The organism is Methylobacterium sp. WL64 (assembly GCF_008039945.1).
Classification (GTDB): Bacteria; Pseudomonadota; Alphaproteobacteria; order Rhizobiales; family Beijerinckiaceae; genus Methylobacterium.
Genome location: NZ_VRVA01000062.1, coordinates 13,537 through 33,283, shown reverse-complemented (window position 1 = coordinate 33,283; position 19,747 = coordinate 13,537). Strand labels below are relative to the sequence as shown.

Here is a 19,747-nt window from a genome sequence, read left to right as displayed (position 1 = left end):
ACCCCGCGGAGCGGCAGCCCCACCCCGCGCGGCGGCATCCCCGCAGCCTGATCGCCAGCGATCGGGTCATCGGCACCGACGTGGGCCGGCCGGACGGCAGCAAGGTCGGCCGGATCGAGCGGCTGATGCTCGACAAGGTCTCCGGCCGGGTCGCCTACGCGGTGATGAGCTTCGGCGGCTTCCTGGGCCTCGGCGAGGATTTCTACACGCTGCCCTGGACGGTGCTGCGCTTCGCGCCCGAGCAGGACGCCTACATGCTCGACATCACCGAGGAGCAGCTGCGCGCCGCCCCCGCCCGTACCCCGGAGGGCACCGACCCGGCCGAGGACGGCGCCTGGGAGGAGCAGATCCACCGGTATTACGACGCCGCGCCCTACTGGGGGATCTGACGCGCGCCGACCCCGGGCCCCGCCCAGGCCGGGGATCCGCGACACGATCCTGCGCCGTGCGGGGCCGCCGGATCGTGTCGCGGCGGGCCGAGCCTCAGCGCTCCAGGCGCGCCACCAGGCTCGACGTGTCCCAGCGGTTGCCGCCCATGGACTGCACCTCGGCGTAGAACTGGTCGACCAGGGCCGAGACCGGGAGCTTGGCGCCGTTGCGGCGGGCCTCGTCCAGCAGGATGCCCAGGTCCTTGCGCATCCAGTCGACCGCGAAGCCGAACTCGAACTGGCCCTGGTTCATGGTCTTGCCGCGGTTCTCCATCTGCCAGGAGCCGGCGGCGCCCTTGGAGATCACGTCGAGCACGGCCTCCACGTCGAGGCCGGCGCGCTTGGCGAAGTGGACGCCCTCGGACAGCCCCTGGACCAGGCCGGCGATGCAGATCTGGTTGACCATCTTGGTGAGCTGGCCGGAACCCACCGGGCCCATCAGCCGGCAGGCGCGGGCGAAGGACCCGATCGCCGCCTCGACCTTGGCGTAGGTCGCCGGCTCGCCGCCGCACATCACGGTGAGCACGCCGTTCTCGGCGCCGGCCTGGCCGCCGGAGACCGGCGCGTCGATGAAGCCGAGCCCCTTGGCCTGGGCGACCTCGGCGAGTTCCCGGGCGACCTCGGCCGACGCGGTGGTGTGGTCGACGAACACCGCACCGGACGCCATGCCGGCGAGCGCGCCGTCGTCGCCCAGCACGACGCTGCGCAGGTCGTCGTCGTTGCCCACGCAGGCGAACACGATCTCGGCGCCCGCGACGGCCTCCCGGGGCGTCGCCGCGAAGGCGCCGCCATGGGCCTTCACCCAGGCCTCGGCCTTGGGGGTGGTCCGGTTGTAGACGGTGACGTCGTGGCCCTTCTTGGCGAGGTGTCCGGCCATCGGGCCGCCCATCACGCCGAGACCCAGGAATGCGACCTTCGCCATTGTTGTCCGCTCCTCGCGGGGCCGGATCGCGCCGGCGCCCTTCCTTCGCTCACGGCAGGCGGGGACGGGGTTCGGCAGCCGGCCCGTGAAGGCGCTGTCGCCGTGCCGAAGTCCCGATGTGACAGATTGGGCGTCGTGCCGCCGCCAAAGCTGCATCACAGCTCGGATCGCTTGCGTCAACGGCGGACGAATAGGATAAACCGCCACTGTAGCCCGGGACCCGCGAGTCCCAGCCGGCGGCCCCCGCGGCCCCGAGCGCGAGGCGGTCGGTCAGGGAGCGGGACGGATGGGTACGGCGATCGGCAGGCAGGTTCGCGACCACGGGCCCTGGGCCCTCGTGGGAGCGCTCGGCGCCGCGGCGCTGGCGATCGTGGCCACCCAGCGCGGCGAGACGATCAACGCCCTCTGGATCGTGGTCGCGGCGGTCTGCGTCTACCTGATCGCCTACCGCTACTACTCGAAATTCATCTCCGAGAAGGTGATGCGCCTCGATCCGAAGCGCCTCACGCCCGCGGTCCGGCACAATGACGGGCTCGACTACGTCCCCACCAACCGCAGCGTCCTGTTCGGCCACCATTTCGCGGCGATCGCGGGGGCGGGCCCGCTGGTCGGCCCGGTGCTCGCCGCCCAGATGGGCTACCTGCCCGGCATGCTGTGGATCCTGGCCGGCGTGGTGCTGGCGGGCGCAGTGCAGGACTTCATGGTCCTGTTCGTGTCGATGCGCCGGGACGGCCGGTCGCTCGGCGAGCTGATCCGGGCCGAGCTCGGCACGGTGCCGGGCATCATCGCGCTGTTCGGCACCTTCCTGATCATGGTGATCCTGCTGGCCGTGCTGGCGCTGATCGTGGTCAAGGCCCTGGCCGAGAGCCCGTGGGGCACCTTCACGGTGATGTCGACGATCCCGATCGCCATGCTGATGGGCGTCTACGCGCGCTACATCCGCCCGGGCCGGATCGGCGAGGTCTCGATCCTCGGCTTCGTCCTGCTGATGCTGGCGATCCTGGGCGGCGGCTCGGTGGCCGCCAGCCCGGTCTGGGGCCCGGCCTTCACCTTCACGGGCCCGCAACTGTGCTGGATGCTGATCGGCTACGGCTTCGTGGCCTCGATCCTGCCGGTCTGGCTGCTGCTGGCGCCGCGGGACTACCTCTCGACCTTCCTCAAGATCGGCACCATCGTCGGGCTGGCGCTCGGCATCGCGGTCGTCGCCCCGCACGTCCAGATGCCGGCGGTGACGAAGTTCGTGGACGGGACCGGCCCGGTCTGGGCGGGCAGCCTGTTCCCGTTCCTGTTCATCACCATCGCGTGCGGCGCGGTCTCCGGCTTCCACGCCCTGATCTCGTCGGGCACCACGCCCAAGCTCATCGCCAGCGAGGCGGATGCCCGCTTCATCGGCTACGGCGGCATGCTCATGGAATCGTTCGTGGCGATCATGGCGCTGGTCTCGGCCTGCGTGATCGACCCGGGCGTCTACTTCACCATGAACTCGCCCGCGGCGCTCGTCGGCACCACGCCCGAGACCGCCGCCGCGGCCGTGACCAAGCTCGGCTTCGCGACCACCCCCGAGGTGATCACCCAGACTGCCGCGGATGTCGGCGAGCACACGATCATCTCGCGCGCCGGCGGCGCCCCGACGCTCGCGGTCGGCATGGCCCACATCATCTCCTCGGCCATCGGCGGCAAGGCGATGATGGCCTTCTGGTACCATTTCGCGATCCTGTTCGAGGCCCTGTTCATCCTCACGGCCGTGGACGCGGGCACCCGGGCCTGCCGGTTCATGGTGCAGGACCTCGTCGGGCTGGCGGTGCCGTCGTTCCGGAACACCACGTCCTGGGGGCCGAGCATCGCGGCCACCGCCATCGCGGTCGGCGCCTGGGGCTACTTCCTGTACCAGGGCGTGACCGACCCGCTCGGCGGCATCAACACCCTGTGGCCGCTGTTCGGCATCTCCAACCAGATGCTGGCCGCGGTGGCGCTGACGCTCTGCACGGTGGTGATCTTCAAGATGAAGCGCGAGCGCTACGCGTTCGTGACCATCATCCCGACCGCGTGGCTGTGCCTGTGCACCCTCACGGCCGGCTGGCAGAAGCTGTTCTCCGCCGACCCGAAGATCGGGTTCCTGGCCCATGCCGAGCGCTACGCGACGGCGGCCGCCGAGGGCAAGCTCCTGGCGCCGGCCAAGAACGCCGACCAGATGGCGCAGATCATCCTCAACGACCGGATCGACGCCGTGCTGGCGGCCCTGTTCATCGGCCTCGTGGTCGCCATCGCGGGCTTCGGCATCGCCGCCTGCCTGAAGGCCTGGCGGGCCGACCGCTGGACCGCCCTCGAGACCGAGCCGCACCTGGCGCCGGCGGAGTAGGGACCGTCATGGAACCACAGCAGAGCCTGCGCCGCCGCCTCCAGGTGCTGTCCAAATGCGTCTGCGACGGCGCCCGGCTGATGGTGGGGCAGGGGGATTACACGGCCTACGCCGCGCATATCCGCCGCACCCATCCCGACCAGGCCCCGATGACCGAGCTGGAGTTCTTCCGCAACCGCGAGAACGCCCGGTTCGGCGTGGGCAACACCTCGGGGTTCCGCTGCTGCTGAGCGGGGGCGATGCCGTCGTACGGTGCGGGGCTCGTCGTCCCGCACCGTACGACGGCGGGTGCGCGCCTGCCCTCGGAGACCGGATTCGGCGCCTGCGCCGCGCCCGCCCGTGAAACCATAATCCGTGCGCGCGAGATCGGTCCCCGGTGCAAGCGCGGCCGGATCTTGACTCGGCCGCCACAATATCCGCCATCTCCGACCGCACGGGAGCTCGGCATGAGCATTTTCCAGGACGCCATCCTTCGGTTCGGCCGCACGATCATGTCGTATGCGGGCGATGCCGTCTTCCTCCAGGCGGCGGTGTCGGCCGCGGCCAACGTCATCGTGGCCGACGGCGACGTCGCCGAGGAGGAGATCGAGTCGGCGATCGCCGGCATCCGCGCCAACCCGATCCTCGAGAAGTCCTACGACACGCTGCGGGTCGAGCAGGAGCTCTACGAGGCCATCGCCCGAGCCAAGACCCGGGCCGGCCGCCAGGAGAACCTGAGCCTGATGGGCGCCATTGCGGAACGGCCGATCGACCAGCGCCAGGACGTCTTCCTGATCGGCGCCGACGTGGCCGATTTCGGCGGCATCAGCGAAGTCGAGCACAAGGCGCTCGACGAGATCGGCGCGGCGCTCCACGTGGACAAGTCGGCGCTGCTGCGCTGAGGCGGACGCCAAACCTTCCCTCCCGCGAAGGGGGGAAGGCCGTGCCGGTTCGGCCGCCCATCCGTCGATGCCGAAGAGTCATCGCCGTCCGGAGCGACCCGCCCTGCGGCGTCGCGGCCTGCCTCTTGCCTGCCCGGACATGTTAGCGAAACCGAACGGGTATTTGGTACGCCAACACGCGACGTGAACAGGCCGGCCCTGCGCCGGCCGGCGGAGACCGCATGGGACTCGTCCTCTACGCGCTCAAGTTCCGGATCACGACCTACGTGCTCGCCGTGCTGATGATGCTCGGCGGCGTCGGCGCGCTGATCGTCACGCCCAAGGACGTGCTGCCGGTCGTCGACATCCCGGTCGTCGTCGTGGTCTGGACCTATACCGGCCTGTCCACGCCGGAGATGGAACAGCGCATCACGACCTATGCCGAGTACGGCATCTCCAACAACGTCAACAACATCCGCCGGATGGAGTCGACCACGCTGCAGGGCACGGCGGTGCAGCGGATCTACTTCGATCCCGCGGTCAGCATCGACCTGGCCATCGCCCAGGTCGTGTCCTCCACCAACTCGATCCGGGCCGCGATGCCGGCCGGCACCCAGCCGCCGATCATCGTGCGCTACTCGGCCTCCTCGGTGCCGGTGATCCAGCTGGCGCTGACCTCCGCCAAGGACAGCCTCAACCAGGTCTACGACTACGCCCAGTACCGGATCCGGCAGACCCTGGCGCAGGTGCCGGGCTCGACCCTGCCGGCGCCGTTCGGCGGGGCGCCCCGGCAGATCATGGTCGATCTCGACCTCAACGCCCTCCAGGCGCTCGGCCTGACGCCGCTCGACGTCACCAACGCCATGACGGCCCAGAACCTGACGGTGCCGTCCGGCCTCGCCAAGATCGGCGAGCAGCAATACCCGATCCAGCTCAACGCCACGCCGCCCTCGATCGAGACCCTCAACCTCGCGCCGATCAAGGTGGTGGCCGGCCAGCCGGTGCTGATGCGCGACGTCGCCTATGTCCGCGACGGCGGGCCGCCGCAGATCAACGTGGTCCGGGCCGATGGCGGCCAGGCCGTGCTGATGCAGGTGATCAAGAACGGCACCGCCTCGACGCTGAACGTCGTCAACAACGTCAAGGCGGCGATGCCGACGATCCGGGCCGCCGCTCCCGAGGGGCTGACGATCAAGCCGCTGTTCGACCAGTCGGTGTTCGTCTCGAACGCCATCGAGGGCGTGCTGCACGAGGCCGCCATCGCGGCGGCGCTCACGGGGCTGGCGATCCTGCTGTTCCTGGGCTCCTGGCGCTCGACCCTGATCGTGCTGATCTCGATCCCGCTCTGCGTGATGACCTCGCTGGCCGTGCTGGCCGCACTCGGCGAGACCATCAACGTGATGACCCTGGGCGGCCTCGCGCTCGCGGTCGGCATCCTGGTGGACGACGCCACGGTGGCGATCGAGAACACCTACCGGCTGTTCGAGGAGGGCGAGGAGTTCCGCGAGAGCGTGGTCCACGGCGCCGCCGGCATCGCCAAGCCGGCGCTGATCTCGACGCTGTCGATCTGCGCAGCGTTCACGGCGGTGTTCGCGCTTGCCGACACGCCGAAATACCTGTTCACCCCGCAGGCACTCGCGGTCGTGTTCGCGATGCTGACCTCCTACCTGCTGTCGCGCACCCTGGTGCCGCTGCTGATCGACGTGATCGTGGCGCCGGAATACGCCCAGAAGCACGCCAAAGACCGGAACGCGGCCGATCCGCCCCGCCGGGGCCGGATCGCCCGGGCGTTCGGCCTCGTCTCGGGACCCGTGTTCCGCCTCGCCGGGCGCGCCCACGGGGCGTTCGAGCGCGGCTTCAGCCGGTTCCACCGGGGCTATATCGGGCTGCTGCACGCGGTGCTGGCCCGCCGGATCGCCACGTTGGCCGTGGTTGGGCTCGTGTTCGGGACGACCGGCGTGCTGTTCGTCTTCGTCGGGCAGGATTACTTCCCGCAGATCGAGGCGAGCCAGATGACCCTGCACCTGCGCACCCGCACGGGTATGCGCATCGAGACCACCCAGCAGGTCTTCGCGGAGGTTGAGGACACGGTCCGGGAGGTGATCCCGCCGGGCGAGATCGAGCAGATCCTCGACAACATCGGCCTGCCCTCGACCAACTACAACTTCGCTTTCTCGGACGGCTCGTTCGTCTCCTACAACGATGGCCAGATGCTGATCAGCCTGAAGGAGGGCCACGGCTCGGTCGCCGGCTACATGAAGCGCCTGCGCGCGGTGCTGATGCAGCGTTTCCCCGACCTGATCGCCTATTTCCAGCCCGCCGACATGATCACCCAGATCCTGAACTTCGGCGTCATCACGCCGATCGACGTGCAGGTCTCCGGCCGGAACAAGGAGAAGGACCTGGAGGTCGCCCAGCGCATCGTCCAGCGGCTCAAGCACACCAAGGGCCTGGTCGACGTCCACCTGCAGCAGATCGTCAACGAGCCGCAATTCTACGTGGACGTCGACCGGCGCCTCGCCTCCGAACTCGGGCTCACCGAGCAGCAGGTGGCGCAGAACATGAACATCTCGCTGTCGGGCAGCTACCAGGTGACGCCGAACTTCTGGCCCGATCCCAAGACCGGCATCCCCTACCAGCTCTGGGTGCAGACGCCGGAATACCGCAACGCGTCGCTGGCCGACCTGCGCAACACGCCGATGTTCGTGCGCGCGGCCGCGACCGCGGGCACCGGCCCCGGCGTGCTGACCCTGCTGTCGAGCCTCGCCGAGCTGCGCCGGGTGCCGACCCAGACGGTGATCAACCACGTCAACATCCAGCCGACCTTCGACGTCTTCGCCTCGGTCCAGGACCGCGACCTCGGCTCGGTCGCCCGCGAGATCGACGCGATCGTCCAGGACGAGCAGAAGAACCTTCAGGCGCCCGACAAGATCGCGGTGCGCGGCCAGATCGAGAACATGCGCAGCGCGTTCTTCCGCCTGGAGATCGGGCTCGGGATCGCGCTGATCGCCGTCTACCTGCTGATGGCGGTGAACTACCAGAGCTGGGGCGACCCGTTCGTGGTGATCGCAGCCCTGCCGATGGCGTTCTGCGGCATCACCTTCGCGCTGTTCATCACCGGCACGACCTTCTCGATCCCGTCGATCTTCGGGGCGATCATGTCGGTGGGCATCGCCTCGGCGAACTCGATCCTGCTCGTCACCTTCGCCAAGGAGCACCGGGAAGCCACCGGCTGCAGCGCCCTCGAGGCGGCGATCACGGCCGGCGAGACCCGGCTCAGGCCCGTGCTGATGACCGCCTCGGCGATGTTCTTCGGCCTCATCCCGATGGCGCTTGGCACCGGCGAGGGCGGCGAGCAGAACGCCGCGCTCGCCCGCGCCGTGATGGGCGGCATCGCCTTCGCCACCCCGGCGACCCTGCTGCTGGTGCCGTTCCTCTACGTGCTGCTGCGCAGCGGGCCCGCGCAGCCGGTTCAGGATTATCTGGGGGCGGAGGGCGCGCAGGCGGCCTGAGGGATCTTGTTATCCGCCGCCGCCTCGGGCGCGTCTCGGCCCTGCGATCCCGAGCCCGCGATTTATACCCGCGATTCCAGGCCTTCCCGCAGCGTGCCTCACCCGCGTCGGCCGGGAAACTCCTTGGCGAGCCTGCGCCGCAGCTGCTCCATGAGGGCGCGCAGCTGTGGCGAACCGGTCCTTGCGATGAGGGCGTTCAGCGCGGCGATCGTCTCGTCGAGCTTCTTGAGGTCTTCGTCGGCCATGTCCGGGCTCGGGAGGAATCGCGCCCGAACACCTACGTAAGAACGGCCCGTTCCGTTTCCCCCGAATGGGGGACGGACGCATGCGACTTTCGTCCCGGGTCACCCGGTCCGGCGCGCACCGGATCCGGGCGCCGCCCCTCACCCGGCCGGCGGGACGGCCACGAAGGTGACCACCACGCCCGCGATCGCGCCCGTCTGGACCCGGTAGGGCACGATCCGCACGAGGTGGTGCTGGCTCGGTGTCTCGCCGGAGGGCTCGATCCGGCGCTCGATGTCCTGCCCGGCGGACAGCACGCTCCGCAGGTCCTCGGCGAGGTCCGGATAGGCCGGTCGCAGGGCGAAGTCGGTGAGCGGCCGGCCGCGGTCGCCCTCCTGGATCGGGACGAACTGCGCCACCGCCGGCGTGAACGTCCGGATGACGAGGTTGCGGTCGAGGAACACGGTGGCCAGGCCGCTGGCGTTGAACAGGTTGCGCAGGTCGCCGTTCGCCCGGTCGAGGTCGTCGATCTTGCCGCTCAGCTCGCTGTTGACCGTCTGCAGCTCCTCGTTGAGCGACTGCAGCTCCTCCTTGGACGCTTCGAGCTCCTCGTTGGTCGATTGCAGCTCCTCGTTCACCGAGATCAGCTCCTCGTTGGACGATTTCAGCTCCTCCAGCGCGGTCTCGTATTCCTCGATCATGGTCTGCAGCCGCTCGCGGGTGTCGCGCAGCTCGCGCTCCAGTTGCAGCACGTCCGTATCCGGTCGCAGCTGCGTGTCGCGCGCCTCGTCCGCCGCCCGGCTGAGGGATGGGCCCTGGTCGTGGAACAGCACGAGCAGCAGCGGCTCGGCGCCGTCGCCCTGCATCAGCGGCTCCACCGTGACGGAGGCCAGCTGCACGCGCCCCTCCTCGCCCTCGATCGCGAGGTTGTCGCGCCGGGCCGGCCGGCGCGTCTCGATCGCCTCGCGCAGGGCCGAGCGCAGATCCAGGCGCAGCCCCCGCCGCGCCAGCGTCAGAAGCTGACGGCTCGGCAGCCCGACCGGGGCCTCCAGGTACTTGCCGGTCCGCGGCGAGTAGTGGACGATGTCGCCGTCCCGGTCGACCACCACGTGCGGCGACGCGAAGCGCTCGATGACGTGGCTCTCGACCAGCTGGCGCAGGGGCGGCCCGGCCTGGTGCATCGGCGAGGCCGACCGGAGGCCGCGGTTGAACGCGGCGGTGCGGCCGAACGGGGCCGGCTGCGTGCCGGTGACGGTCAGCGGCAGCCGCGCGGCGTACCCGTCGGTCTCCCGGGCCTGGAAGATGCGGTGCTTCCGTTCGACCGTCGTGAACAGGTCGGTGAACTGGCTGATGTTCTCCGCCGTGCCCAGGAACAGGTAGCCGCGCGGGCGCAGGGCGTAGTGGAAGATCGGGATGACCTGCGCCTGCACGGCCTGGCCGAAATAGATCAGCAGGTTGCGGCACGAGACGAGGTCGATCCGGGAGAATGGCGGGTCGCGGATCACGCTGTGGGGCGAGAACACGCACAGTTCGCGCACCTCCTTGGTGATCACGTAGGAGCCGCCGTCGCTCGTGAAGAAGCGCTTGCGCCGCTCGGGGGAGACGGTGTCGAGCAGCGCCTCCGGGTAGCGGCCGGCTCGGGCCACGCCCAGGGCCAGGTCGTCGATGTCGGTGGCGAAGATCTGCACCCGGGGCACGGAGCGCATCCCATCCATGAGCTCGCGCATCAGCATGGCGAGGGAATAGACCTCCTCGCCGGTGGCGCAGCCGGGCACCCAGGCCCGGATGGTGTCGCCAGCTCCGCGGCCCTCGAACAGGCGCGGCAGCACCTGGGCCTTGAGCACCTCGAACGCGCTGGAATCGCGGAAGAAGTTGGTGACGTTGATCAGCAGGTCGCGGAACAGGGCCGTGACCTCGTCGCCGTCCTGGCGCAGGCGCTCGACATAGTCCTCGACCCGCGCGAGGCGGGCGATCTGCATGCGCCGCTGCACCCTCCGGATGAAGGTCCGGGGCTTGTAGCCGGAGAAGTCGTGGCCGATCTGCTCGCGCAGCAGCCCGTAGATCTCCGCGGTCGCCGCCTTGGCGGCCGCCCCCTGCAGATCCTCGATCACGCCGAAGCTGCGGGCATACTCGAGGAGCTTGGCCGCGATCTCGTCGGCCGGGAGCGCGAAGTCGATCAGGCCGGTGGCGATGGCGCTGGCCGGCATGTCGGGGTGGCGCGGGGCGGTGCCGTCGGCGACCTGGGCGAAGGTCAGGCCGCCACGCTCCTTGATCGCCTTGATACCGAGCGTGCCGTCGGTGCCCCCGCCCGACAGGATGATGCCGATCGCGTACTCGCCGCACGCCTTGGCGAGGTCGCTGAAGAACAGGTCGATCGGGTTGCGCTCGCGCCGGACCGGATCCTGCTCGCGGATCGTCAGGCATCCATCCTGGAGCCCGAGGATGGCGCGGGCGGGCAGCACGTAGATATGCCCGGGCTCGACCCGCATCCCATGTGCCGCCACCATCACCGGCATCGGCGTCAGGCGGGCCAGCACCTCGTGCAGCAGGCTCTCGCGGTCCGCACTGATATGGGTGACGACGACGTAGGAAAGGCCGCCGTCGAGACCGAGGCCGGCGAACAGCGTGTCGAGGGCCTCGATGCCCCCCGCGGAGGCGCCGATGCCGACGATGGGGAAGGGCGCTGCGTCGTCAGCCATCGGCAGGATCCACGGGACCGGGGAGTGGAGCCCGTCGGCGCTGCGGACGGCGTCGGCATGGTCCGGGGCGGCGGGAACGGGGTCTCACGGAGAAATGTCGTGGCCCGCGTCCGTCACCGGGTCAAGCCGCGCCCATGATGTCCCGCCTCACGATGTCCCGCGCGCGCGGGCCAGGATCTCGCGTGACCGCTGCGTGGTCGCCCGCGCCGCGCCGATCGCGTCCGCGATTTCCTGCGACAGCCGGCGCGCCCGGGTGGTCTGCTTCGGCCTGATCTGCCGCTGCGGGTCGCGCAGCCGCTCGGCGAAGGGGATCTCCATCAGGATCTCGCCGGCCTCGTTCGTGATCACGAACGCATACGGCATCGGGCTCAAGCCCTCGCGGATGAGGTCGATCGCCATGTCGGGAATCGACGCGCAGGCTTCGAGATAGGCGGTCTCGATATTCGGCATCGTCAGCCCGTCTTCGTCCGGGTCGAGGCCGGTGGGCGTACGCAAATGAAAGTAGAACAGGGGCACGGGCGCCTCACGAATGCGGCCGCGCCGTTCGGGTGGACCATCGCGTTCATAACGCCGGACGATACAATCCGGTCTCACATGCGTTAAGAGCGATTTGAACTGCGTCCATTGGCGCGGGTTGACCTGTGATGCGGAGGCTGCCGATGCTCAACCCTCTCATCGCAAAGCTCGAGCAGTTCACGCACCTGTCGGACATCGACCGGGCGGGGCTACAGAACCTGGTCGCCGAACCGTTACGCTGCTACCGGCCGGGCACCGACATCGTGTCCGAGGGTGACGACCCGAAGGTCGTGCGCCTCGTCCTGGCCGGCTGGGCCTACCGCTACAAGCAGTTGCCGGACGGGCGCCGCCAGGTGGTGGCGCTGTTCCTGCCCGGCGACCTGTGCGACCACACCGTCTTCGTGCTGTCCGAGATGGATCATTCCATCGGCGCGCTCAGTGCCGTGACCCTGGTCGAGATCCAGCCCGCGACCTTCGAGACGTTGATGGCCGAGCATCCGCGCGTGACGCGGGCGCTGTGGTGGGAAGGGCTGGTGAGCGCCGCGGTACAGCGCGAGTGGATGCTGAACCTCGGCCGCCGCAGCGCCGGCGAGCGGCTGGCCCACGTGTTCTGCGAGGTGTTCTACCGCCTGCGCGGCATCGGGCTGACCCAGGGCACCACCTGCGACATGCCCCTGACGCAGACCGACCTCGCCGACCTGATCGGCATGACGCCGGTGCACGTCAACCGCGTGCTGCAGATGCTGCGCCGGCAGAGGCTGGTCGAGCTGAAGAGCCGCCGCCTGACCATCCCGGACCTGCCGACCCTGGAGAAGGCCGCGCTGTTCAACCCGAACTACCTGCACCTCGACCATGTCGGCGCCCGCTTCGACGCCGTGGGAGAGCACCCGGCCGCCGTCGCACGGTACGGGGCCTGACCGGCGGGCGGTCTCCGTGCTTGGCGGCCGGTGCGCGCGCTCCGTTGCCTGAGAGCGCTCGTCGCCGACGTGGAGACCGGTTCGGCGGCGAGCGCGCTGGATCACGGACCGAGAGCCCCTCCCGATCGCACCGTGATCGGGAGGGGCTCCGGGATGTGGCGATCTTCGGGAGGGGCGCCGCTCAGCCCTCCTTGAACCCGTATTCCGGCGTGTCGTCGTCGTTGCCGTAATACTTGTACGGCAGGAACTTGCCCGACATCGTCAGCTTCACCCGGTCGCCCTTGTTGTTGGCCTCCCGGGCCATCTCCATGTTGAAGTCGATCGCCGACATGATGCCGTCGCCGAACTCCTCCTGGATCAGCTCCTTGAAGGTCGTGCCGTAGACCATCACCAGCTCGTAGAAGCGGTAGATCAGCGGGTCGGTGGGCGGCATCGCCGGGATCGAGCCCCGGTAGGGCGCTTCGTTGAGCATCCGCTCCTCGGCGACCGTCAGCCCGAACAGCTCGGCCGCCCGCTTGGCCTGGGCCTTGGGCAGCTTCATCTGGCCCATGCAGGCCGCCGTGATCAGGAACGGCGAGAGGCCGCCGATCGCCTCGTGGATATGGGCCCAGCTCCAGCCCTTCTCGCGTTTGATGTCGAGGAGCTTCTCGGTCAGGTCGGCGCGCTTCATGTCGGCTCCGTGTTCATGCGTTTGGCTGGTCCGGGTGAGGCCGCCGGTGAAGTGCGGCCTCACCCCACCCCAAGCGGGGTGCGTACCCAACCCGGAACCGATGAGGGGGGATTCGGTCGGGGTCGGACGCGGGACGCGGTCCGCGGCTTCGGCTGGGCCTGAACGCTGCGGAACCCGCGCAATAGCAAGACATGCGCCAGCCAATTCTTCGCGGATACCGCACAGCGCGGCGCGCCGGATCGCCGGGACGCGACGCGTCGGGCAAGCGTGGTTTCGATGCACCGGCCAGGCCGGAAGCGCGCCACGGGAGCCGGAAACGCTTGCATCCGCGGCCTGTTTTCGGACCATGCGCCCTTGGGTCTCGGAGGCGGGCTTTGGACGGGGACGATCGGGACGGACAGACGGCGGGCGCATCGGCGCCGCCGGCCCCCTGGGAATTCGTGCTGCCGGAGGAGACGGCCACGGAGGATCTCGGCCTGTTCCTGTCCGAGCTGTTGTGCCCTGGCGACGTCGTGGCGCTCTCGGGCGGCCTGGGCGGCGGCAAGACCACCCTGGCCCGGGCGGTGATCCGCGAGCTCGCCGGCGACCCGCGCCTGGAGGTGCCGAGCCCGACCTTCACGCTGATCCAGCCCTACGCCGCCCGCGACGGCCGGGCGATCGTCCACGCCGACCTCTACCGCCTGCGTGACCCCGACGAGCTGGTGGAGCTCGGCTTCGACGAGATGGCCGAGGACGCCATCACGCTGGTCGAGTGGCCCGACCGGATGCCCCCCCGCGACGGGCCGGTGCTCACCGTCGACCTGTCGCTCCGGGCCGAGTTCGGGCCCGAGGCCCGCCTGGCCCGGATCGACGGCAGCGGCGGCATGCGCGCCCGGCTCGACCGGGCCCGGGCGGTGCGCCGGCTCCTCGACCGCAGCGGCTGGGACCTGGCCGAGCGCACCCTGATGCAGGGCGACGCCTCGTCCCGCGCCTACGAGCGCCTGACCAAGCCCGACGGCACCAGCGCCGTGCTGATGATCGCCCCGCCCCGTCCCGACGGCCCCGCGGTGCGCGACGGAAAACCCTACAGCGCGATCGTGCACCTGGCCGAGAGCGTCCACGCCTTCGTGGCCCTCGACCGGGGCTTGCGGGCCCTGGGCTTCTCGGCCCCCAAGATCTACGGCGAGGACCTGGCCGAGGGCCTGCTGATCCTCGAGGATCTCGGCAGCGAGCCGGTGGTCGAGGCCGGGGCGCCGCGGCCCGAGCGCTACGCCGAGGCGGTGCGCCTGCTCGCCAAGCTCCACGCCACGCCGCTGCCGGCGGTGCTGCCGGTGGCGGACGGCATCGAGCACGTCCTGCCGTCCTACGACGAGGCGGCCCTGCTGTTCGAGGCGGAGCTGATGCCCGAATGGTACGTCCCGGCGATCCGGAACGCCGCGCTCTCGGAGGACGCCCGGGCCGAGTTCGTGGCCCTGTGGCGCGCGGCCCTGCAGAACGCGCGACCCGACCGCGCCACCTGGACCCTGCGCGACTACCACTCGCCGAACCTGATCTGGCTGCCCGAGCGCGATGGGCTGGAGCGGGTCGGGCTGATAGACTTCCAGGACGCCGTGATGGGCCATCCGGCCTACGACGTCGCCTCGCTGCTGCAGGATGCCCGGGTCGACACCAGCGCCGAGTTCGAGCTGCGGCTTCTGGGTCTCTACGCCCGCGAGCGCCGGGGCCGCGACCCGGCCTTCGATGTCGGGGCCTTCGCCACGGCGTACGCGCTGCTGGCCGCCCAGCGCGCCACCAAGATCCTCGGGATCTTCGCCCGGCTCGACCGGCGCGACGGCAAGCCCGGCTACCTCGCCCACCTGCCGCGGATCGAGGGCTATCTCACCCGAAACCTCGCCCACCCGGCGCTCGCCGAGCTGCGGGCCTGGCACGCGGCGCACCTGCCAGGCCTGGTCCCATCCGAGGAGGAGGCCTGAGCCCGCAGGGCTCCGCCCCGCACCCGCAAAAGGTCCAAGACCTTTTGAAGCCATGCCTTTTGAAACCATGACTTGCAACGCCTGATCCGGATCCCCGCATGAGCGAGCCCGCCCCCGCCGTCACCCGTGCGTTCGTGCTGGCCGCGGGCCTGGGCAAGCGCATGCGGCCGGTCACCGCCACGGTCCCGAAACCCCTGGTGGCGGTGGCCGGCAAGGCGCTCCTCGACCACGCCCTCGACCGCGCCGCCGAGGCCGGGATCGAGACCGCGATCGTCAACGTCCACTACCTGCCCGACCTGATCGAGGGGCACCTCGCCCGGCGCACCCAAGGGCCCGCCATCCAGGTCTCGGACGAGCGCGCCGCGCTGCTGGAGACCGGCGGCGGGATCCGCAAGGCGCTGCCGCTGCTGGGCGCCGCGCCGTTCGTGGTGCTGAACTCGGATTCGTTCTGGCTCGAGGGTCCGGCGCCCAACCTCCGCCGCCTGATCGACGCCTGGGACCCGCAGCGCATGGATGCCCTGCTGCTGGTCGCCCCCACCGCCACCAGCCTGGGCTACGACGGCGCCGGGGATTTCGTCATGGACGCGGACGACCGCCTGGAGCGCCGCGGCGCGCGCGCGGTCGCCCCGTTCATCTACGCGGGCGTGGCGATCCTGCAGCCCGGTCTCTTCGCCGACACCCCCGAGGGCGCCTTCTCGCTCAACCTGCTGTTCGACCGCGCGATCGCGGCCGGACGCCTGTCCGGCATGCGCCTCGACGGCCAGTGGCTCCATGTCGGCACCCCGGACGCGATCCGCGCCGCCGAGGAGCGCGTCCGGGCGAGCGCCAGCGCCCCGTAGCGCCGGCCGTTCCGCATTCGGCAGATCGGTCGCGTTGAACGGTGTCGCCAAACGGAGTCGCCAAACGGTCTTGCCAAACGGTCTTGCCAAGCCCGATCCGAGCCTCTAGAAGCCCCTTCATGCCGGCGGGCCAAGCCCCCGCCGCCGTGACAGGCGCCCGTAGCTCAGCTGGATAGAGCACCAGACTACGAATCTGGGGGTCAGAGGTTCGAATCCTTTCGGGCGCGCCAACACTTAGCTAGCTTTTCACAGTCTGCCGAACCGCCCGGGGTAACCCCTCGGGTAACAGCGAGATCGCTCGGTTTCGACTATCGCCCGCACCGGTTGCGCGAGCGATGATGTTGGCCACATCAGGCCTCTTCCAGATCGCGATCGCTGCCCCGCAACCATACGACCTGCGAGGCGTGGTGGTTCTCCGGCGCACCCAGGGACGGCTCCGTGTCGCCGCCGTCCTCAAGGTCCGGATCTTCGTCCATGTCGTCGAGTGCGGCCACAAGGTGATCCACGGCATCAAGAGCCAGGGCGAGCGCGCCCTCGATGCGGGTTCGGGTGTCGGGGAGAGCCGGCCGGACGCGGCGCCGGAACGGGATGATGTTGCCCACGGTCAGGCTCCCCAGGTCGCGTTGATCTCGGCGATGAGTTCCGGGTGCTCGGCGACGCCGCCGGTGACCACCGTGTGCCAGAGCAGCGTGTTCGCCCGCTCCTCGGCCTCGTCGTCATCGGCGGGCGGCCGGCGCCTCATCTCCTCGGCGATCGCCGAAGTGAATTGCCCCAGCCGATCCGCCTCCCGGTTGATGATCTTGCCCGCGGGAGTCCGGTAGGTGTTCGGGGCCTCCCAGAAGCACGGGGCGTTCTCGGCGCTGCCCATGACCTCCTCGACGCGCACGACCACGGGATACAGGCGGGCGAGCTCGACGATCGAGAGTTGGGATAGGTCGTGCCCCGGGGCGGGAAGACGATCCTCGATCAAGTTGCCCGAAACGGGAATTCCCGTAACGGGGTCCGCGGGGGGCGATATGGGAATTCCCATATCGGGTGCGGCAGCCAGTCGGGCCGCACCCTGCTGGGTTTGGCGAAGCACGTTCCAGTCGCTCGCGAACGAGCCCTGAGGTGCAATCGGTCTGCTCGGCCCCGAGTCTTCGCTGTCGTATCGGGCCAGCAACAGCGCCTTGATCCCGTAGCCCGCGGGCGTCACGGCTGGGGTTCGAACGATCTGCTCGGCGATGCGCTTGCAGTCGTTGTACGCCTTCCAGTCGGTCGCCTCCTCTTCGACGTCGACTTCTCTTTCGGCCACCTCCACCGCATCCTCGGCCACCCAGGCGGCCATGAACTGGTCGCCGAGGGCGAACAGCGCGGCGTCCGGGTGCGGGGCGCTAAAGGTTGTCGGCACGCCGCCAGGCAGCGCGATCACCTCGCGCAGAACTACTCGGGTAAGCCTCTCGTCGTCGGTTAGCGTCCGTTCGTCGCTTGGATCATGCCCAGCGGTGTGCTCGATCAGGTCGCACAGCAGCAGGCGAGCCTTGGCTTGAACCTCCGCGATCCCGTCAGAGGGCTCGTCGATGGCGCGTCTGAAAACCAGATCATAGGCGTCGAGCGCGACGTCGAGCCCCTCGTCGTCCCCGTTCTCGGCGGGGCTGGTGGGCTGGATGGTGATCCAGTTGGCCACGGCTCGATCGCAAGCCTGGGCGAGGTCTGACCGGTGGGGCGCCTCTGGCTGCAATTCGGCAGGGGCTTGGCGTCGGATGAACCGGCCCGCAGCATCCCGGGCGCGGGCGGCGCGCTGGCGGAGGTCGTCGCCGGGCAGGGCGGCCTTGGCTGTGTTCTGCTTCGTCATGGCGGCCCCCATCACGCGACAGGCATGAAGCCGTAGGCGAAAACGCCCCCGGCGATGATGAGGGTGGCGGTGGCGAGCTCACCGGCCAGGTCGAGGAAGCGCGGGGCCCGGACGTGGGCCGTATCGGGGCGGACGGGTGCGACTAGCTCCCAGGCCTCGACGGTGCCGGGGGCGGCCTCGTCAGCCTCAAGGGCGGGACGAGGGCTGGTGTAGAGGACAGAGGTAAGCCGGCGGCTGGCCGGCTTTCGGGCGAGCGGGGGCATTGCCATAACCGGTGTGCTCCGGGGCTGAAGGCTTCGGGATGTGCGTGGGACCGCGCTTTCGCGCAGGCGTCAGGCCTCGGCCGCGTTGCTGTCGCTGGCCAGTTCTGATACTATCCGTATTAAACGAGGACGCTGGGCGGCGTCAATACCGAAAGTATCAAATGGTCATATCCACCCGTCAGGCTAAGGCCGCCCGTGCTCTCCTGGCGTGGTCGCAGGAGGACCTCGCCCGGGAATCAGGTGTGTCGATCCCGACCGTGAAGCGACTTGAGGCGGAGGACGGTCCGATCGGCGGCCGCGCTGATACGGGGGCGAAGCTGCAGTCTGCTCTCGAAGCCGCCGGCGTCATCTTCATCGAAGAGAATGGCGATGGGCCGGGGGTAAGACTAAAGAAAGCGACGTAACTGATATTGAGTGGCCCAACCCACTGGCATTAAAGTTACATGAATTGTCGATTTGAGACCTAAACATGCCCGAGGCAAAAGACACTGCAAATTTCAATGCGTCAGTCGGGCTAAAGCCGCTTAGATTGATCGCCGAAGAATTGCGGAATTCTCGTGTGCAGATCGTTCTTCCGATTGATGCTAGTACAGACGCAGCAGAAGAAGCGAAAAGTGATGAAATTTTAGTAAATCAACAACTGCAAATGCTCAGCAACCGGATCATCGAATTTGACAATGATATAAATCTGGACTCTTCGATGCTATTGCGCCATGAAATAGATAGAACGAGGATTTATTTCCATTCTAAGTTAGAACGGCCGCGAGGTAAGACCGTCGCGACCAATTATACGACTACGATTCTTCAAAATATGGATGATGCCGAATTAGCAATAGATGAGATACTTTCATCGATAAATTCTGCAAAAAATACGGGCCCACCTGAATTACCGCCCGCCAGGTCTGCACCAGTGCAGGTTGAGATAGTTGATGATATCATTCAACTGACCTTAAAACACACCCGAAGTGGATCAATTGACTATCCTTCTGCGAACAGAATACGGGAAAGTCTGAAGGAAACTTTAGATGAAATCGTTAGTGAGCTGCCTTCTTCGTCGAATGTGGACAAGCGATTCGTCAGAGCGTGCTCAACCCTGCTAGTATATCTATCTTCTCCACTGGAGATGACATCGATAGAGGCTCTCGGCCTGCAATATCAGCTCGTCGACAGAATGACGAAAAGCGTCGCCTCCGAACTGAGCAGCGTAATACTCGATGAGCTTGAGCATGTTCTTGGAAATGTCAACGTCCTATTAAATCAGTTCGAGGAGTGGCGGACTTATCTACTCGAACTGGAAAAAACCAAATTGGATACGAAGGATGGGTCGGACCTGCTCATCCAAACTCAGATCCTCATACGAGAACTAGAAAAACCTGGCGCTCCGGTCGATGCATCCGTAGTTCAGCGCCTACGCGACATGATTGAGCCTGCTATTAGCGGCCTTGTTTCTGCCGATACTATCGCAATTCCGTTAGTTTGCAGCCTAAGCAACGTATTTTCTCTGCTATCTAGCGTCGCAATAGATTATTATCAAAGTCTTAGCGCAGGTCAGGCGCATGTAATCGCTTTCGGGGCTTCAGCAATTTTGATCAGGTTTTCAGTCGATATGATCGAAACCTTTTTTCCAATTTTGTCTAAATTCCATCCGCTGAAGTTTTTGATAAGCGTCGCAAATTATCTGTCAAAACTGTATTCGCAGGGCAAGGACGCATCCTCGTAGCGTGTCAGCTAGTCGCTAGAATGACCGCGCCGAC

At 68.1% G+C, this 19,747-nt stretch carries 18 protein-coding genes and 1 tRNA gene; 11 read left to right on the top strand and 8 right to left on the bottom strand.

Annotation, left to right across the window (positions count from 1 at the left end; genetic code table 11):
* Positions 1 to 47 precede the first annotated feature (47 nt).
* The gene (locus tag FV242_RS21610) at positions 48 to 389 is read left to right on the top strand and encodes a PRC-barrel domain-containing protein (protein WP_147940345.1); all 342 of its coding nucleotides are present in this window, start codon (positions 48 to 50) and stop codon (positions 387 to 389) included.
* 94 nt (positions 390 to 483) lie between these two features.
* Here the strand turns inward: FV242_RS21610 and FV242_RS21605 are convergent, their stop codons facing one another.
* Positions 484 to 1,350: an NAD(P)-dependent oxidoreductase gene (locus tag FV242_RS21605; RefSeq protein WP_147910174.1), complete on the bottom strand. Its 867-nt coding sequence runs from the start codon at positions 1,348 to 1,350 to the stop codon at positions 484 to 486.
* Between the two features lie 286 nt (positions 1,351 to 1,636).
* Here FV242_RS21605 and FV242_RS21600 point away from each other — a divergent pair, with 286 nt between their 5' ends.
* From FV242_RS21600 to FV242_RS21585, 4 genes are all read left to right on the top strand, one after another.
* Complete coding sequence (locus FV242_RS21600; RefSeq protein WP_147910173.1) at positions 1,637 to 3,709, top strand: carbon starvation CstA family protein; 2,073 nt, start codon at positions 1,637 to 1,639, stop codon at positions 3,707 to 3,709.
* An 8-nt stretch (positions 3,710 to 3,717) separates the two neighbouring features.
* Positions 3,718 to 3,939, top strand: a complete 222-nt coding sequence (locus FV242_RS21595) for a YbdD/YjiX family protein (RefSeq protein ID WP_147940344.1) — start codon at positions 3,718 to 3,720, stop codon at positions 3,937 to 3,939.
* A gap of 216 nt (positions 3,940 to 4,155) precedes the next feature.
* Entirely contained in the window at positions 4,156 to 4,590 is a 435-nt protein-coding gene (locus tag FV242_RS21590) for a tellurite resistance TerB family protein (protein ID WP_147940343.1), read from the top strand.
* A gap of 221 nt (positions 4,591 to 4,811) precedes the next feature.
* Positions 4,812 to 8,081 carry an efflux RND transporter permease subunit gene (locus FV242_RS21585; RefSeq protein ID WP_147940342.1) on the top strand — a complete coding sequence of 1,090 codons (3,270 nt, stop codon included), beginning with the start codon at positions 4,812 to 4,814 and terminating at the stop codon, positions 8,079 to 8,081.
* A 98-nt stretch (positions 8,082 to 8,179) separates the two neighbouring features.
* On the opposite strand, the gene FV242_RS34715 is transcribed toward FV242_RS21585, so the two are convergent.
* From FV242_RS34715 to FV242_RS21575, 3 genes are all read right to left on the bottom strand, one after another.
* A complete protein-coding gene (locus FV242_RS34715; protein WP_187278503.1) occupies positions 8,180 to 8,326 on the bottom strand; it encodes a hypothetical protein in 147 nt (48 codons plus the stop codon).
* 138 nt (positions 8,327 to 8,464) lie between these two features.
* Positions 8,465 to 11,002, bottom strand: a complete 2,538-nt coding sequence (locus FV242_RS21580) for a CheR family methyltransferase (RefSeq protein WP_147940341.1) — start codon at positions 11,000 to 11,002, stop codon at positions 8,465 to 8,467.
* A gap of 147 nt (positions 11,003 to 11,149) precedes the next feature.
* The gene (locus FV242_RS21575) at positions 11,150 to 11,518 is read right to left on the bottom strand and encodes a hypothetical protein (RefSeq protein ID WP_147910168.1); all 369 of its coding nucleotides are present in this window, start codon (positions 11,516 to 11,518) and stop codon (positions 11,150 to 11,152) included.
* A 143-nt stretch (positions 11,519 to 11,661) separates the two neighbouring features.
* On the opposite strand from FV242_RS21575, the gene FV242_RS21570 reads away from it, so the two are divergent.
* Positions 11,662 to 12,435, top strand: a complete 774-nt coding sequence (locus tag FV242_RS21570; RefSeq protein ID WP_147910167.1) for a Crp/Fnr family transcriptional regulator — start codon at positions 11,662 to 11,664, stop codon at positions 12,433 to 12,435.
* A gap of 181 nt (positions 12,436 to 12,616) precedes the next feature.
* Here FV242_RS21570 and cynS read toward each other — a convergent pair whose 3' ends face one another.
* Positions 12,617 to 13,105 carry a cyanase gene (cynS, locus tag FV242_RS21565; RefSeq protein ID WP_147856983.1) on the bottom strand — a complete coding sequence of 163 codons (489 nt, stop codon included), beginning with the start codon at positions 13,103 to 13,105 and terminating at the stop codon, positions 12,617 to 12,619.
* 374 nt (positions 13,106 to 13,479) lie between these two features.
* Between cynS and tsaE the strand changes: the two genes are divergently transcribed.
* The 3 genes from tsaE (at position 13,480) to FV242_RS21550 (ending at position 16,126) form a co-directional block, all read left to right on the top strand.
* Entirely contained in the window at positions 13,480 to 15,057 is a 1,578-nt protein-coding gene (gene tsaE / locus FV242_RS21560) for a tRNA (adenosine(37)-N6)-threonylcarbamoyltransferase complex ATPase subunit type 1 TsaE (RefSeq protein ID WP_147910166.1), read from the top strand.
* Positions 15,058 to 15,155: 98 nt separating this feature from the next.
* Positions 15,156 to 15,896 carry a nucleotidyltransferase family protein gene (locus FV242_RS21555; protein ID WP_147940340.1) on the top strand — a complete coding sequence of 247 codons (741 nt, stop codon included), beginning with the start codon at positions 15,156 to 15,158 and terminating at the stop codon, positions 15,894 to 15,896.
* A 153-nt stretch (positions 15,897 to 16,049) separates the two neighbouring features.
* Positions 16,050 to 16,126: transfer RNA gene (locus FV242_RS21550), tRNA-Arg, on the top strand.
* Positions 16,127 to 16,246: 120 nt separating this feature from the next.
* On the opposite strand, the gene FV242_RS21545 is transcribed toward FV242_RS21550, so the two are convergent.
* Genes FV242_RS21545 through FV242_RS21535 form a run of 3 tightly spaced genes read right to left on the bottom strand, consistent with a single transcriptional unit; the run spans position 16,247 to position 17,999 of the window.
* Positions 16,247 to 16,498 (bottom strand): hypothetical protein, encoded by a 252-nt coding sequence (locus tag FV242_RS21545; protein WP_147940339.1) that lies wholly within the window; start codon positions 16,496 to 16,498, stop codon positions 16,247 to 16,249.
* 2 nt (positions 16,499 to 16,500) lie between these two features.
* Positions 16,501 to 17,730, bottom strand: coding sequence for a hypothetical protein (locus FV242_RS21540; RefSeq protein ID WP_147940338.1), 1,230 nt, complete (start codon positions 17,728 to 17,730; stop codon positions 16,501 to 16,503).
* An 11-nt stretch (positions 17,731 to 17,741) separates the two neighbouring features.
* On the bottom strand, positions 17,742 to 17,999 hold the full coding sequence (locus FV242_RS21535; RefSeq protein WP_147940337.1) for a hypothetical protein: 258 nt from the start codon (positions 17,997 to 17,999) through the stop codon (positions 17,742 to 17,744).
* A 155-nt stretch (positions 18,000 to 18,154) separates the two neighbouring features.
* Between FV242_RS21535 and FV242_RS21530 the strand changes: the two genes are divergently transcribed.
* Together FV242_RS21530 and FV242_RS21525 are read left to right on the top strand one after the other, a co-directional pair.
* Entirely contained in the window at positions 18,155 to 18,397 is a 243-nt protein-coding gene (locus tag FV242_RS21530) for a helix-turn-helix domain-containing protein (protein WP_147940336.1), read from the top strand.
* Between the two features lie 65 nt (positions 18,398 to 18,462).
* On the top strand, positions 18,463 to 19,713 hold the full coding sequence (locus FV242_RS21525; RefSeq protein ID WP_147940335.1) for a hypothetical protein: 1,251 nt from the start codon (positions 18,463 to 18,465) through the stop codon (positions 19,711 to 19,713).
* The last annotated feature ends 34 nt before the right edge of the window (positions 19,714 to 19,747 follow it).